Origin of the sequence: Actinomyces sp. Marseille-P3109, assembly GCF_900323545.1 — a bacterium.
Classification (GTDB): Bacteria; Actinomycetota; Actinomycetes; order Actinomycetales; family Actinomycetaceae; genus Actinomyces.
On sequence record NZ_OOHN01000008.1, the window covers coordinates 427,193 to 441,756 of the forward strand.

At 70.4% G+C, this 14,564-nt stretch carries 15 protein-coding genes; 7 read left to right on the forward strand and 8 right to left on the reverse strand.

The genetic code is table 11. The features are described from left to right. Positions 1-22 precede the first annotated feature (22 nt). Both BQ8008_RS02110 and BQ8008_RS02115 read right to left on the reverse strand, forming a co-directional pair. Positions 23-604: a DUF1003 domain-containing protein gene (locus BQ8008_RS02110; RefSeq protein WP_108832605.1), complete on the reverse strand. Its 582-nt coding sequence runs from the start codon at positions 602-604 to the stop codon at positions 23-25. Next, positions 597-1,889: a magnesium transporter MgtE N-terminal domain-containing protein gene (locus tag BQ8008_RS02115; RefSeq protein WP_108832606.1), complete on the reverse strand. Its 1,293-nt coding sequence runs from the start codon at positions 1,887-1,889 to the stop codon at positions 597-599. Before BQ8008_RS02115 ends, BQ8008_RS02110 begins: the two co-directional genes overlap by 8 nt. 80 nt (positions 1,890-1,969) lie before the next feature. On the opposite strand from BQ8008_RS02115, the gene BQ8008_RS02120 reads away from it, so the two are divergent. Next, complete coding sequence (locus BQ8008_RS02120) at positions 1,970-2,776, forward strand: general stress protein (RefSeq protein ID WP_108832607.1); 807 nt, start codon at positions 1,970-1,972, stop codon at positions 2,774-2,776. A gap of 48 nt (positions 2,777-2,824) precedes the next feature. Next, positions 2,825-3,673, forward strand: a complete 849-nt coding sequence (locus BQ8008_RS02125) for a sugar phosphate isomerase/epimerase family protein (protein WP_108832608.1) — start codon at positions 2,825-2,827, stop codon at positions 3,671-3,673. A gap of 8 nt (positions 3,674-3,681) precedes the next feature. Here BQ8008_RS02125 and BQ8008_RS02130 read toward each other — a convergent pair whose 3' ends face one another. The 4 genes from BQ8008_RS02130 to BQ8008_RS02145 all read right to left on the reverse strand — a co-directional run bounded on the left by BQ8008_RS02130 (position 3,682) and on the right by BQ8008_RS02145 (position 7,960). Next, positions 3,682-4,629 carry a cation diffusion facilitator family transporter gene (locus BQ8008_RS02130; RefSeq protein ID WP_108832609.1) on the reverse strand — a complete coding sequence of 316 codons (948 nt, stop codon included), beginning with the start codon at positions 4,627-4,629 and terminating at the stop codon, positions 3,682-3,684. Beyond that, positions 4,626-4,997, reverse strand: coding sequence for an ArsR/SmtB family transcription factor (locus BQ8008_RS02135; protein ID WP_108832610.1), 372 nt, complete (start codon positions 4,995-4,997; stop codon positions 4,626-4,628). Before BQ8008_RS02135 ends, BQ8008_RS02130 begins: the two co-directional genes overlap by 4 nt. A gap of 153 nt (positions 4,998-5,150) precedes the next feature. Then, positions 5,151-6,782, reverse strand: coding sequence for an aminopeptidase P family protein (locus BQ8008_RS02140; protein ID WP_108832611.1), 1,632 nt, complete (start codon positions 6,780-6,782; stop codon positions 5,151-5,153). 68 nt (positions 6,783-6,850) lie between these two features. Further along, on the reverse strand, positions 6,851-7,960 hold the full coding sequence (locus BQ8008_RS02145) for a Gfo/Idh/MocA family protein (protein ID WP_108832612.1): 1,110 nt from the start codon (positions 7,958-7,960) through the stop codon (positions 6,851-6,853). A 36-nt stretch (positions 7,961-7,996) separates the two neighbouring features. On the opposite strand from BQ8008_RS02145, the gene BQ8008_RS02150 reads away from it, so the two are divergent. Together BQ8008_RS02150 and BQ8008_RS02155 are read left to right on the forward strand one after the other, a co-directional pair. Beyond that, a complete protein-coding gene (locus tag BQ8008_RS02150; RefSeq protein WP_108832613.1) occupies positions 7,997-8,842 on the forward strand; it encodes a PHP domain-containing protein in 846 nt (281 codons plus the stop codon). 22 nt (positions 8,843-8,864) lie between these two features. After that, positions 8,865-9,491, forward strand: a complete 627-nt coding sequence (locus BQ8008_RS02155; RefSeq protein WP_108832614.1) for a MarC family protein — start codon at positions 8,865-8,867, stop codon at positions 9,489-9,491. 26 nt (positions 9,492-9,517) lie between these two features. Here BQ8008_RS02155 and BQ8008_RS02160 read toward each other — a convergent pair whose 3' ends face one another. After that, on the reverse strand, positions 9,518-11,191 hold the full coding sequence (locus tag BQ8008_RS02160; RefSeq protein WP_108832615.1) for a DEAD/DEAH box helicase: 1,674 nt from the start codon (positions 11,189-11,191) through the stop codon (positions 9,518-9,520). Between the two features lie 210 nt (positions 11,192-11,401). Between BQ8008_RS02160 and BQ8008_RS02165 the strand changes: the two genes are divergently transcribed. From BQ8008_RS02165 to BQ8008_RS02175, 3 genes are all read left to right on the forward strand, one after another. Further along, positions 11,402-12,133 (forward strand): ferritin-like fold-containing protein, encoded by a 732-nt coding sequence (locus tag BQ8008_RS02165; protein WP_108832616.1) that lies wholly within the window; start codon positions 11,402-11,404, stop codon positions 12,131-12,133. Positions 12,134-12,286: 153 nt separating this feature from the next. Beyond that, on the forward strand, positions 12,287-12,937 hold the full coding sequence (locus BQ8008_RS13890) for a peptidase (RefSeq protein ID WP_108832617.1): 651 nt from the start codon (positions 12,287-12,289) through the stop codon (positions 12,935-12,937). A 39-nt stretch (positions 12,938-12,976) separates the two neighbouring features. Further along, positions 12,977-14,176 carry an RCC1 domain-containing protein gene (locus BQ8008_RS02175; RefSeq protein WP_108832618.1) on the forward strand — a complete coding sequence of 400 codons (1,200 nt, stop codon included), beginning with the start codon at positions 12,977-12,979 and terminating at the stop codon, positions 14,174-14,176. Positions 14,177-14,288: 112 nt separating this feature from the next. On the opposite strand, the gene BQ8008_RS02180 is transcribed toward BQ8008_RS02175, so the two are convergent. Beyond that, positions 14,289-14,477 (reverse strand): CsbD family protein, encoded by a 189-nt coding sequence (locus BQ8008_RS02180; RefSeq protein ID WP_108832619.1) that lies wholly within the window; start codon positions 14,475-14,477, stop codon positions 14,289-14,291. Positions 14,478-14,564: the final 87 nt, after the last annotated feature.

Genomic DNA, 14,564 nt, shown 5'->3' on the forward strand with positions numbered 1-14,564 from the left:
ACGTGAGACGGGGCGGTCGTTCTCAGCGCGAGGGGGGATGACCAGGATGGTTGCCGGTCTCGTCGTCGACCCCCTCCTGGAACTCCGCGATCTCGGTGATCTCCTCGCGGGTGAGGCGCTCCTCGGCGAGGATCTCGCTGAGCATGTCACGTAGTTCGCTGCGCACGAAGTCGCGGGTGGCGACGTCGTTCATGGCCAGGCGCAGGGCAGCGATCTCCCGGGTGAGGAACTCAGTGTCCTCCAGGTTGCGCTGGGCGCGCTGGCGGTCCTGCTCGGCGGTGACCCGGTCGCGGTCGTCCTGGCGGTTCTGGGCCAGCATGATGAGGGGGGCCGAGTAGGAGGCCTGGGTGGAGAAGGCCAGGTTGAGCAGGATGAAGGGGTATGGGTCCCACGCCCGCTGCACCTTGGCCAGGACGAGGTTCGCCACGATCCAGGCGATGACGAAGACCGACATGTAGAGCACGAACTGGGGCGAGCCCATGAATCGGGCGGTCGCCTCGGCGAAGCGGCCGAACCCGTCCGAGCGGGAGGCCCGTGCCGGATGGGTTCGGCGTAGCCACCGCAGGCGGTTGTCGGGCAGCGGCTGGTCGAGCTGGTCAGGCATTGGCTCCCCTCTCGATCGTCTCGTCGGTGACGGCCTCGTCGGCCACGCGCCAGTCGTCGGGCATGAGGTGGTCCAGGACGTCGTCAACGCTGACGGCGCCCAGCAGACGTCCGGCGTCGTCGAGGACCGGCAGGGCTGTCAGGTTGTAGGTGGCCAGCAGGCGCGTGACGGTTCCGATGGAGTCCTCGGCTCGCACGGAGTCGACGTCGGTGTCCACGATCGATCCGACCAGTCGCTGGGGGCGTTCGCGCAGGGCTCGCTGGAAGTGGACCATGCCCACGAACTTGCCGGTGGGCGACTCCAGGGGAGGTCGGCACACGAAGCCGATGGCGGCCAGGGCCGGGGGGATCTCGGCCTTGCGGGACTGGGCCAGGAAGGTCGCCACCGTCGCCTCGGGCGGCAGGATGATCGGCTCGGTGGTCATGAGGCCACCGGCGGTGTAGTCGTCGTAGGCCATGAGGCGGCGTACGTCCTCGGCCTCCTCGGGCTCCATGAGGCCCAGGAGCTCGGCGGCCTTGAGCTGGGGGAGGTCGGCCACCAGGTCGGCGGCGTCGTCGGGCTGCATGGCGTCCAGCACGTCGGCGGCGCGCCCGGCCTCCAGGCGGGACAGGAGCGCGACGGCGTCCTCGTTGCCGAGCTCCTCCAGGACGTCGGCCAGGCGCTCGTCGGTCAGCTCGGCGGCCACGCGCATCTGGCTGTCCTGCGGCAGATCGCGCATGACGTCGGCCAGGTCGGCGGCCTTGAGGTCCTCCAAGGTGGCCAGCAGCGCGGTGGCGCCCTGCTGGTCGGCGCTGGCGGCCAGGCCTGTGACCTCGTCGGGGCGCACCGTGAAGGTCTCCCCGCGGCGCAGGCCCAGCGGTCCGGTGGAGGCTCGCTGGACGAACAGGCGGGTCACCTTCCAGTCCAGGCCGCGGTCGCGCTCGATGGCCACGTCCCGAACGGTGACGGTCCCCGACCCGTCGCGCATCGTGACCACCCGGTCCAGCAGCTCGCCGACGACGAGGGTCTCCACGTGGCGCTGGGTGAAGCGGCGGATGTTCATCAGACCCGTGGTGATGACGGCGCCGGGCTCGATCGCGGTGACTCGGGACAGCGGCAGGAAGACGCGGCGTCTGCTGGAGACCTCGATGACGAACCCGACCGCTCGCGGCTCCCCGCGCATCTGCAGCAGGACGACGACGTCATGGACCTTGCCCACCGCGTCGCCCAGGGGGTCGAAGACGGAGGTGCCGATGAGGCGGGCCACAAAGACCCTGCTGGTCGTGCGCGTCCTGGTGTTCTCCACAAGCCAAGCCTATGCGCCTGAGGCGTGAATGCCTGCTGATGGGTCTGTACCGCGTGCCCGCGCGTGCGACGATAGCCTCTATGAGTGCCAATCCGAGCCCGCTGTCCTCCCTGACGTCACCCGGTGGTGGTGTCATGCCCCAGGGGGAGGAGGTGGCCTCCTTCGCGACCTACCCCGAGGCGCAGAGGGCCGTTGACGCCCTGTCCGACCAGGGGTTCCCGGTTCAGCACCTGGCGATCATCGGCACCGACCTGCGTCAGGTCGAGCGCATCACCGGACGCATGAGCTGGGGGCGCGCGGCTATGTCGGGGGCCATGAGCGGCCTGTGGATCGGGATGTTCTTCGGCATCATCATGTCGGTGGCCGGCAGCAACGGGCCCCGGCTCAGCTTCTGGGCCTGCGTCCTGCTGGGGGTGCTGTGGGGCATTGTCTTCCAGCTCTTCAGCTACGCCCTGACCCGAGGGCGGCGCGACTTCACCTCGATCAGCCAGGTTGTGGCCTCGCGCTACTCGATCATCGCCGCCCGCGAGGTCCGTGAGGCGGCCCAGGCCCTGGCTGACGTCCCGGGCAACCTCTCACGCGGGGGAGAGGCTCTGCGGCGGACCCAGGAGCGCCGTCGGGCGCGGGAGGATGCCTCCGGGCCGACGGCCTTCGGCTCCCGGCCCGATGAGCAGCCCCGCTTCGGGGTGCGTCTGCCGCAGGCGGGGACCACCACCCCCGACGTGACGTCCAGCGCGGCCCCGGGGGCGCAGCCCGAGGCTCCCGCCGTCCCCGAGGACTACGACCCGTTCCGACGCCCGTCGCGGCGGGAGGGGCGGGAGGATCCGGGCGGCTCGACGTCGTCGCAGGGCTCCGGCACCGGGGCCGGAGCCGGCGATGAGGACTGACGAGGACCGAGGGGCAAGGGACACCAGGGACAAAGGGACATCGAGGACATGAGTATTCCGGTGGGGCTGTCGACCGCCTGCGTGGTTCCCGGCAGCGTTCCCGACACCTTTGCGATCGCTCAGGAGCTGGGCTACGACGGCGTCGAGGTCATGGTTTGGAGCGAGAAGGCATCCCAGGACGCCACCCGTCTGGCGGCCCTGGTGGACAAGTACGAGCAGCCGGTGCTGGCGGTCCACGCCCCCACACTGTTGGTGACCCGCGGAGTGTTCGGAGTGGACCCGTGGGACAAGGTGGACCGCTCCATCGAGCTGGCCCACTACCTCAAGGCCCCCACCGTGGTGCTGCACCCGCCCTTCTTCTGGCAGACCCGTTACGCGCGGTCCTTCATCGCCGGGGTGGCGCAGCGTGAGGCCGCCACGGGGATCCACCTGGCGGTGGAGAACATGTTCACCTGGAGGCCCCGCCACGCCCACTCCACACGCGACTTCCAGGCCTACTCGCCCACCTGGGACCCGGTGGGGCAGGGCTACAAGTCGGTGACGCTGGACATCTCCCACGCGGCCACCTCCGGTTCCGACGCCCTGGCGATGGCCCGCTCCCTGGGGCCGACCCTGCGCCACCTCCACCTGACCGACGGCGTGCCCGGTCCTCTGGACGACCATCTGCTTCCCGGGCAGGGCAACCAGGACTGCGCCGGGGTCCTCCGGCACCTGGTCGCCACCGGCTTCGAGGCCGGTGGGGGGCAGGTGGTCGTCGAGGTGACCACCCGGTCCATGACAACCGCTCAGCGTCTGGAGGGGCTCGCCAGCGCTCTCGCCTTCGCCCGCGAGCACCTGGAGGGCGGGGAGCCGGCCCGCATCCCCGAGCCGACCCGCAAGCGCTACCGCCGTACCTGAGCCCGCTGCTAGCAGTAGGCCGCCTCGTGCTCCAGGTGCGAGACGGGCTCGAGCTGCAGGGTCGCGTGCTGGATCCTGACCGGGAAGTGCTCGGCCACGCAGCCCTGGAGCCGGTCGAGGATCTCCTCGGTGTGACCGTCGCGCAGGCACTCGTCACGGACGACGACGTGCGCGGTCAGCACCGGCATCCCCGAGGCGACCGTCCAGGCGTGCAGGTCGTGGACCTCCTCGACGTGGTCGACCCCGAGCATGTGGGTGCGCACCTGTGCCAGGTCCAGCTCCTCGGGTGTGAAGTCCATGAGGACGGCCAGCGCTGAGCGCAGCAGTACCACGGCCCGCGGCAGAATGAGCACGGCGATGACGAGGGAGGCCACGGCGTCGGCCCGGGTCCAGCCGGTGCGGGCCACGACGGCCGCCGCGATGATGACGCCCACCGATCCCAGGGCGTCGTTGAGGACCTCCAGGAAGGCTGCTCTCATGTTGAGACTGTCACCGTGTCCACCGGACAGGACGAGCAGCGCGACGACGTTGGCGGTCAGTCCGATGGCGCCCATGACGAGCATGCCGGAGGCCTCGACCTGCGGGGGCGCCACGAGGTTGTGAACCGCCTTGAAGGCCACGAAGACGCCGACGACGGCGAGCATGCCGGCCTGGAGCGCCGCCCCGATGACCTCGGCCCGGCGCATGCCCCAGGTGGAGCGGTCCGTGGCAGGCCGCACCGACAGGTGCGCGGCCGTCAGGGCTATGACCAGGCCGACGACGTCGGTGAGCATGTGCCCGGCGTCGGCCAGCAGGGCCAGCGATCCGGTGAGGAAGGCCGTGACGATCTCGGCCACCAGGACAGTGGTCGACAGGCACAGGGCGACCAGGAGCCGGCCGCGTGAGGCTCCTGCGCCGTGGTTGTGCGAGTGCCCGAGGGAGTGGTCGCGGTGCTCGTGGCTGTCCGAGGCGCTCACAGAGGCTCCTTGTCCTGGCTCGAGGGGGCCGCGGAGATGATGGCGGCCAGGGCCTCGGTGGCGGACAGGACCTGTTCAATGGCCTCGGGGTGCTCAATCCGGCTGACGTTGGCCCGTCCGTGGGAGTGGCTGGAGATGAGGCCTGCGCTGCGCAGGATCGCCAGGTGCTGGGAGACGGTCGACTGGGCCAGGCCCAGGTGCTCGGTCAGCTCCACCACTCGGTGCTCGCCGCCGTGCAGGTGGCGCAGGATCGCCAGGCGGGTGGCATCCCCCAGAACGTCGAGCAGGGAGGCCACGGTGGAGGCCTCGTGCACGGCGCCGTGGTCCTGTGAGCGGTCCTCGGGCAGCAGCCCATGTTTCATCGTCATACAGCGATGGTATCCGTGCTAAACGATGATGTGCAAGGTGTGACGGGCGACCGACTGACGATACGCCGCACGTTGCGGACCGGGCCGATCGCCTCAGTGACGACCGGCCCGGTCCGTTCTGTCCTTGCGGCCGAAAAAAGGCGCAGGAAGCAGTCAGGCGATGAGCCCGCTGACCCAGGCCTCGACCTCCTCCACGGTGCGGGGCACGTCCTGGGTGAGGCGCTCCACGCTGCCGTCCTCGCGCACGACGACGTCGTCCTCGATGCGCACGCCGGTGCCCCGCATCTCGGCGGGCACCAGCAGGTCGTCCTGGCGGAAGTACAGGCCCGGCTCGATGGTGAAGCACATGCCCGGCTTGAGCTCCGCGTCCATGTACATCTCGCGGCGCGCCTGGGCGCAGTCGTGGACGTCCAGACCCAGGTGGTGGCTCGTCCCGTGGACCATCCAGCGCCGGTGGTACTGGCCCTCGGGTGCCAGCGAGTCAGCGGCGCTCGCGCCCTCGGGCAGCATCCCCCACTCCTCCAGGCGGGCGGCGATCACCTCCATGGCGGCGGCATGGACGTCCTTGAAACGGCAGCCAGGCGTGCCCGCGCGGGCGAAGGCGGCGTCGGCGGCGTCGAGGACGGCCTGGTAGATCCGGCGCTGGGCCTCGGTGAAGCGGCCATCGACCGGGATCGTGCGGGTCACGTCAGCGGTGTAGAGGGAGTCGACCTCGACACCGGCGTCCACCAGGACCAGCTGGCCGGGCTCGACGGCGCCGTCATTGTTGATCCAGTGCAGCGTGTTGGCGTGGTTGCCGGCCGCGGCGATCGTGTCGTACCCCAGACCGTTGCCCTCCTCACGAGCCTTGGCCCCGAAAGCCCCCTCCAGGACCCGCTCGCCGCGCCAGTGGCCGCAGGCCCTCGGGATGGCGCGGATGAGATCGTCGAAGCCGGCCTTGGTGGCGGCGACGGCGGCGCGCAGCTGGTCGATCTCCCACGGGTCCTTGATCAGGCGCAGCTCACTGGCGGCCTCGGCCAGGCCGGCGTCGACCTCGGCGGCGGCCTGGCCGGTCTCCAGCCCGACCTGCTGGCGGGCGGTGGTCACCAGGGCGGTCACGGACTCATCGGCCTCCGCGACGACGCGCAGCTGGACCGCGCCGGGACCCGCGTCCTTGGCCAGGGCGTCAGGCAGGGAGTCGATGTGGGCGCAGCGCATGCCGGTGGAGGCCTCGACCTCCTCCAGGGAGGGGCGCACTCCCACCCACAGCTCGCCGTAGCGAGGGTCGCCGTAGAACTCCCGGCTGGAGCGCGAGGCCCGAGGCCGGAAGTAGAGGACCGCCTCGTGGGTCGGGGCGGCCCCGTCCGGACCGTCTGAGGTCGCCGGTGCGCCTGGGGCACCCACGTCCCGACCGGGCGACGTGAGCGGATCCAGGACGAGCACGGCGTCGGGCTCGAAGTCCGTGCCGGTCCCGGCCAGGTGGGCGAAGGCGCTGTGCGGGCGGAAGCGATAGTCGCAGTCGTTGTTGCGTACCTTGAGCGTGCCTGCGGGCAGCACTAGGCGCTCGCCGGGGAAGATTCTTCCGAGGGCCTCGCGGCGGGCCGCCGCCCACGGAGCCGCCTCGCTGCGGGAGGGCAGGCCCTCGGGGCGAGGGCCCCAGCCCGAGCCGATGAAGTCTCTGAAGGCCTGGTTGTCGGGCTGCCGGGACCGGTTGGAGCCGCGTGCCGCCAGGGACTGGGGAGCCTCCTGCGAGGAGCTGGAGGCTTCGTCGGACGGGCTGCCGTTAGCTGGGGAGGTCGATGTCATAGCAGCATCATCCCACCGTCGAGCCCCTACCGGTGTGGAGGAGGGAGCGCCGAGACCGCCGACGCGGATCAGTCCTGTTCGTCGACCGGGAAGCGCACCCCCACCTGACGGCGAGCCTCCTCCAGTACAGCTATCGCCGCCACCGAGCTGCTCAGCGGGTGAAGATCGGACTCGCGCGCTCCGGCGCGCACCAGGCGGCAGACCTCGGCCAACTCGTAGGCGAGCTGGTGGCCGGGCCGCTGCGCCGTGCGCTCAACCGACAGGTCCTCATGCGCCTGCCTATCCTCACCTGCGCTCCTGTCTGCCGCCGGCCCGCGCAGCTCGATGCGCTCGGGCCACTGGCAGTCGTCGATGCTCAGCACGTCGTGGTCCGCAGCAAAGGTCGACTCCGTCCCCGGGGAGGTCTTGGAGTGCAGGCAGACGACCTCCAGCCCTTCGTACTCACCGGAGTCGTAGGACAGGACGACCGTGCCCCGCACGTCGACGCCGGAGTCGAGGAGCACTCCCGTGGCCGTCACCCGGTCCGGCTTCCCGAAGAGGTGAATAGCCAGGCTGACGGGGTAGATCCCCAGGTCCATGAGGGAGCCGCCGCCCAGCGCCGGATCGAAGGCCGGTGGCAGGGAGCCGGCCCGGTAGGTCTCCATCCGGGAGGAGAACTGCTCCTTGGACAGCACCACCCGATGCAGCCGGTCCAGGCGCCCCAGTGCCTCGCGCACCTGCGCCACCCCGGGCTCGAAGGCGGAGAGCCACCCCTCCATGAGGAAGCGATCGGCCCGCCCGGCTGCGTCCACCATTGCGCGAGCCTGGCCAGTCGTCAGCGCGAAGGGCTTCTCCACCAGGACGTGGAAACCGGCCTCCAGCGCCGTGATCGCATGCTCCGCGTGCAGGGAGTTGGGGGAGCCCACGTAGACGACGTCGATCGGGTTCGCCGAGCCCGGGCCGTGGGCGGCGAGCATCTCCTCGAGCGATGCGCGGGAATGTGGGATTCGGTGCTCCTCGGCGAAGGCGACGGCGCGCTCGCGGCGAGCGGAGGTGACGGCCACGATCTGGGCGGCCGGCTCGCGGGCGACCGCCTCGGCGAACCAGCGCGCGATGAAACCGGCCCCGATCACCCCGAAACGGACCGGGGCGTCGTCAGGACCAGGCGCGGTGTCTGTCGTGTGGCTCAGGTCGCTCATGTCGTCCAGTCTCGCACGCCTCCCTACACTGTCCCAGTGCGCATCGACCCCCACACCCACTCGGCCCGCTCCGACGGCACCGACTCACCCGCCGAGCTCATGGCCCAGGCTGCCAGGGCCGGTCTTGACGTTGTCGGGCTGACCGACCACGACACCATGGCCGGCTGGGACGAGGCGGCCTCGGCGGTCTCCGCCACCGGTGTCGCCCTCCTGCGCGGAACCGAGATCTCCTGCGCCGCCAACGGCATCACCCTCCACCTGCTGTCCTACCTGCACCGGGGTGATGACCCGGCCCTGGGTGAGGCCTTCGCCCGCACCCGCACCTCGCGGGACACCCGCGCCCAGCGGATGGTCGAGCGCCTCAGCGAGGACTACCCGATCACCTGGGAGGACGTCGTCACCCAGTCCTCCGGCGCCCACACGATCGGTCGGCCCCACATCGCTGACGCCCTCGTCGCTGCCGGGTCATTCCCCGAGCGCAACGCGGTCTTCGCCGGGCCGCTGGCCACCGGCTCCCCCTACTACGTCGTTCACTGGGCGCTGGACCCGGTCGAGGCCTGCCGCTTGGTTCGCGCTGCCGGCGGGGTCCCCGTGGCCGCGCACCCGCGCGCCTCCTCCCGCCAGCGCCGCCTCGTGCCCGACGAGGTCTTCGCCGAGATGGCCGAGGCCGGACTGGCGGCCCTCGAGATGAACCACCGTGACCACGGGTCCGAGCAGCGCGAGCAGGTCCGCCTCCTGGCCCGCAACCTGGGCCTGGGGCTGTCGGGGGCCTCGGACTACCACGGCGCCGGAAAGCCCAACCGGCTGGGGGAGAACCTCATGCCTCCCGAGCTCCTGGAGCGGATCGTCGACGAGGGAGCCCTCGACCTCATCACTGCCTGACTCCCGGTGATAGAAAGACGCTATGCAGTCCGTCTTCGAGCCCACGGTCTTCGCCACGACCTTCATGACGCTCCTGGTCATCCAGGACCCCCTGGGCGCCATCCCGATCTTTCTGTCCCTGACCTCGAGGCAGACTCCCCCCGAGCGCGCCGCCTCCGCCCGCCAGGCCACATTCGTCTCCTTCGGCGTCATCGTCCTGTTCGCGGTCTTCGGTCGCTACATCCTCAAGTTCCTGGGCATCTCCGTGCCCGCCCTTCAGGTGGCCGGTGGGCTGCTCCTACTTCTGGTGGCCCTCGAGCTGCTGACCGACAAGGCCGATGAGAGCCCCGACCCCGACGCTGTCACCTCCAACGCGGCCCTCGTCCCCCTGGGCACGCCCCTGCTGGCGGGCCCGGGAGCGATCGTCGCGGCCATGGTCGCGGTGGACGCCACCGGCGGCGGCGTGGCCGGATGGGTCTCCGTGACGGCGGCGATCATCGCCACACACATCGCCATCTGGGTCGCGCTGCGCTTCTCCCTGGGGCTCAACCGGGTGCTGGGGACCTCCGGCATCCGGATCCTCACTCGGGTCATGGGACTGCTGCTGGCGGCGATCGCCGTCCAGATCATGGCCGACGGCGTCTTCGCCTTCCTGGCGACCCGCCTCTAGCCCCGGCTCGCCGTCGCCGGTCCGACCTACTCGCCGGTCGCCCCGTCGACAGGGCGACCACCTCGAGTGCGCTTGCGGGTGCGCTTACGACGCGGTGCCGCCTCGCCCTCGGCCGAGCGTCGGGAGCGGGAGCGCTCGCCGCGCTTGGTGTCCCTGCCGCCGCGACCCCGACCGCGGTCATCGCGTCCACCGCGCCCGCCCTGCCGCCCGGACTGTTTGCGGGCGCGCTTGCCGGTCTCGCCCAGGTCCTCGATCTCCTCGGCGTCCAGGCCCTCCAGGGTGCGCTTGTGGCGGGGGAGGCGGCCGGTGACTCTCTCGGGGATGGACAGGTCGGCGAAGAGGTGCTCGCTGGTGTGGTAGGTCTCCACCGGCTCCTCGATGGGTAGGCCCAGGGCCTTGGCGATGATCCGCCAGCGCGGCACGTCGTCCCAGTCCACGAAGGTGACCGCCGTACCTGAGTTGCCCGCGCGGCCGGTGCGCCCGATGCGGTGGACGTAGATCTTCTCGTCCTCCGGGCACTGGTAGTTGATGACGTGGGTGACGTCATCGACGTCGATACCGCGGGCGGCCACATCGGTGGCCACGAGCACGTCCACCTTGCCGTTGCGGAAGGCGCGCAGTGCCTGCTCCCGTGCCCCCTGGCCGAGGTCTCCGTGGAGAGCCGCGGTGGCGAAGCCGCGTGCGCGCAGGTCGTCGGCCACCCGGGCCGCGGTGCGCTTGGTACGCGCGAAGATGATCGTGCGTCCGCGCCCCTCGGCCTGCAGGATCCGGGCGACGACCTCCACCTTGTTCATCGAGTGGGTGCGGTAGACGACCTGCTGAACGGTCTGGACGGTCATACCCTCATCACCCGGGTCCTGGGCGCGGATGTGGGTCGGGCGGGTCATGTAGCGGCGCGCCAGGGCGACCACGGCGCCGGGCATCGTGGCGCTGAACAGCATCGTGTGCCGGTCTCCCCGGGTGCGGGCCAGGATCTTCTCCACGTCCGGAAGGAAGCCCAGGTCCAGCATCTCGTCGGCCTCGTCCAGGACGACGGTGGTCACGTGGGCCAGGTCCAGCACGCCGCGGTCCATGAGATCGATGAGGCGGCCGGGGGTTCCCACGACCACCTCGGCGCCCCGCTCGAGGTCCTCGATCTGGGGCTCGTAGGCGCGTCCCCCGTAGACCTGGACGATGCGCACGGTGCGCTTGGCGGCTGCGGTGGACAGCTCCTCGGCGACCTGCTTGGCGAGCTCGCGGGTGGGCAGGATGACCAAGCCCTGCGGACTGCCGGAGGCGGGGTCCTCGTCCCATCCCTCCTCCCCGGGGCCCAGGGTGTCCATGAGCAGCGGGATGCCGAAGCCCAGGGTCTTGCCGGTACCGGTCTTGGCCTGACCGATGATGTCCTGCCCCTCCAGGGCCACCGGCAGGGTGAGCGCCTGGATGGGGAAGGGGTGGGTGATGCCTGTGGCGGCCAGGGCCTCACAGATCTCCGGCTCGACGCCGAAGTCGGCGAAGGTCTTGCGGGTCAGGTCGGTCCGGTCCCCCTCATCGGTGATGTCGGGAGTGGCCTCGTCCAGGACGGGGGCGTGGGCGCCGGCCGTCTCGATGATCCCGGACGTGGCGGTAGGGGTGGAGTCGGCGCCGTGGGTGGTGGTCTGCTCATTTGTGGAGTTGCTGGTGGGCTCGACGTCGTCGGCCCCGTGCTGCTCGTTGGTCACGAGGTTCCTTGTCTTCTGGTCAGGTTGTTCCGGTCCGGCGCGGTTGTCGCTCGCGCGCACAGCGAAGTGCGCTGCGTGGGCGCTGGCGCCGTCGGGGTGGCAGCCGATCGCGAGTCATATCTGAGTCCATCTGACGACCGGGCAACCGTGGACGCCGTCAGCGTAGCGGGAAAACGCTCCGATGGCGTCCCTGGGCGGTGAAAACGTGCCATGGGCGTGGCTGATGTCACGGCGTCGCGTCGTGGCGGGGAGGACCTGGCTACGATTGGGGCCATGACCCAGATGCCGACGCCGTCACCGCAACCCAGCGCCCCCACGCCGATGCAGGTCGGTCCCCACGAGCTCTCCGTCGTCGGCGTTGTCGCCATCTCCCGGACGGCGGCATGCACGCGCTACGCCAAGGACGCCGACCGTGCCCCGCAGATGCGCGCCCGGGTCGAGCTGCTGCGCATGAGCGCCTGGCAGGTGTCTTCCTTCGACCGGGTTGTGGCTCTGGCGTCGGCGCACGGCATCGACGCGGCCGGGGCGGCTGAGCGATTCACGGACGTCCTCGGCGACTTCGACGAGCGCCTGCGCCCCCTGGACTGGGCCGAGCGCCTGGTCAAGACCTATATCGCCTTTGGACTGCTCATCGACTTCGGCATGGCGCTGAGTGACTCGCTGGCCGAGCCTCTGCGCAGCGGACTCATCGACGAGCTGAGTCAGGACCCGATCGGTTCCTACGCCATCGCCGAGATGGAGGGCGTCATCGCCGCTGACCCGCAGCTGGCCGCGCGTCTGGGCCTGTGGGGAAGGCGCGTCGTCGGGGAGGAGATCGGAACTTTCAAGAGGCTGCTCGCCCAGTTCCCCGAGCTGCTCGGAACCACCGCCCCCGAGATCCTTCACACGGTCCTGTCCCAGGGGGCTGTGTCGCGAATGAAGGGGCTGGGTCTGAGGGTTTAGCGACAGCGGGTTTTTAGGTGAGGTATCTAACACCAAAAGTGCTGCCCGTGTCGGCGGCGTGACATGACCGGGGTGCTGCCGGGTAAAGTATCGGCAACCAAGCCCTATGACCCGCCTCGAGAACCCGCGGTTCTTGACGCTGAAGGAGTTCCCATGAAGCGAAGCGTGTGGATGGCCGCGTCCGCTGCAGTTGCCCTGTCCGTTGTTCCCGTTGGAGCGGCTGCCGCCGAGTCGGACCCCGCGCCGGCGGCCGAGCAGGCGGCGCCGCAGGCCGGTGACGCCAAGGCCGAGTCTCCCGCGAACCCGGAGCCCAAGACACCTGCCCCCGCCGTCCCTGACCCCGCAGGTGACAAGCCCGCTCCCGCTCCGGCCCCTGCTCCGGTCTCGGCTCCCGGTGACGATGCCGGCAAGGCTGACAAGGCTGACCAGCAGGCGCCGGGCGCCGACAACGCCGCCGCGCAGCAGAACAAGCCGGCGGCTCCGGCCGAGCAGGGCCAGGAGGAGCAGGGCGACCCCACCGGCTCGGCCGGCTCTGAAAGCGCTCCTGAGCAGCAGGCGCTGCAGGCTGAGGCGCCCCAGGAGTCATCCGAGGAGGCTCCCGCCGCGCCCGAGGTCTCTGCCGATCAGGGGTCTGCCTCGGCGCCGCGTGAGCAGGCCGCCGCTCCCCGCCAGGGCGGCACGTCCAGCGCTGGCCGCCCCGCTCTGGCGCAGACCGGTGCGGGTACGACCGCGGCCTGGGTGGCTCTAGGGACTGGTGCCACGGGTGCAGCCATGCTCATGGCACGCCGTCGGCTGAGCTACTGACGCATATTCGTTTCTTCACGTTGAGAAGAGGTCTGGCTCATGGATGACCGGATGCTCGACGGGGACAGGGTGCTGTGGTTCATCGGCGGCAGTCCCGAACGTGCTCGGGAGGCGCTCGCCGCCGGACGCGCCTGGACGCCCGAGCAGCGTGCACAGCTCGAGCAGATCGCTTCGTCAGCCGGGTACCCCCCTCAGTCCGCTGACTACTCTCCGCCTGTGCAGGCACAGTCCCCTGCCCAGTCGTACGGGGTCCCGGGAGGCGTCTTCGCCCCGGACGGCGGCTACGGCGGCTACTCCACTGACTCTGGTGCTGACTACGGTGCTCCCCAGGCTCCTCAGACTCCCCAGGTCCAGGCTCAGCCGTATGTCGAAGAGCCGCCTCAGCCGCAGATGGTCACCCCGACACAGCCCCAGCCGCAGGGCTTCCGCCTCCAGCCGCTGCCTGCCGTGACCGAGACGCAGCCGGACCAGGGCGTCGTCCAGCGCTCGGACGGCGTCCCGCGCCGTGGTTGGGTCCTGCCGGTGGTCGCCGTCGGCGTTCTTGTGGTCGGCCTGGTTGGAGGCGCTCTAGGAGGGCACTGGCTCTGGCCCGGCAAGGAGTCGGCGGCCCACGCCCCGTCGGCCGCCGCCCCTGCCGCCACGACGCCGACGTCGCTGCGCGCTGGTAGCGGTTCCTTCGTATGCTCCTCGAACGGCACCGGAGTCTCGTGCTGGGGCGCCGATGCGCAGGCCAACACCCAGGGGGCGCGCGTCTCGCCGACTGCGGTTCCGGGGCTCGAGAAGGTCAAGATCTCCGCGCTGAGCGTGGGCAAGGGCTTCGCCGTGGCCGTGGACGACTCGGGCACCGTATATGCCTGGGGGGCCAATGAGGTCGGACAGCTCGGCAAGAAGACCGACGAGGCGCTCGTCAACCAGGCTCTCCAGGTCGGTAAGCTCCCGGCCGCTCCCAGTGAGCTCGTCTCCGGCTACGAGCACACCTGTGCGCTGACCCAGGGAACTGTGTGGTGCTTCGGCTCCAATCGCTACGGCCAGGTCGACGGCACCGTCTCCGACACCCCGTCCGGACTGGTGCAGGTTGACAAGGTCGAGGGCGCGAACCGAATCGGGACGTCGGGCTATGACACCTGGGCCACGGTCGACAAGGGGACCTGGACCTGGGGGAACAACTCCTGGGGTCAGGCCGACCCTTCGCAGAGCGTCGTCAACGTGGCCCCGACTCTCATTCCTGCGGACAGCTGATGCCGGCTCGCCAGGGCTGAACCACATCCCAGAGGCATTCCGCCGGTCGCGGCAGGAGCTCAGCCCCTTCTGAAGGGGCTGGGCTCCTGCCGGTTCTCAGTGGCGAGATGTTCTACTTGTCGCCCTTGAGGCGGTCGACCGCGCCCTTGATGGCGTCCTTGGCGTCCTCTGCGACCTCCTTGACCTTGCCCTCGGCGTGCTGAAGCTTGCCCTCGGTCTCGGTCTCCTTGTTGCCAGTGACCTTGCCTGCGGTCTCCTTGGCCTTGCCGGCGATCCTGTCGAAGGTTCCGTTGTCGCTCATGAGAGTTCCTTTCCGTGGTGAGTCTCCTGAGGTGGAGACATGGTGGACATCCCGACCATACAGGCTGTCGCCTGGGACGCCACTCAA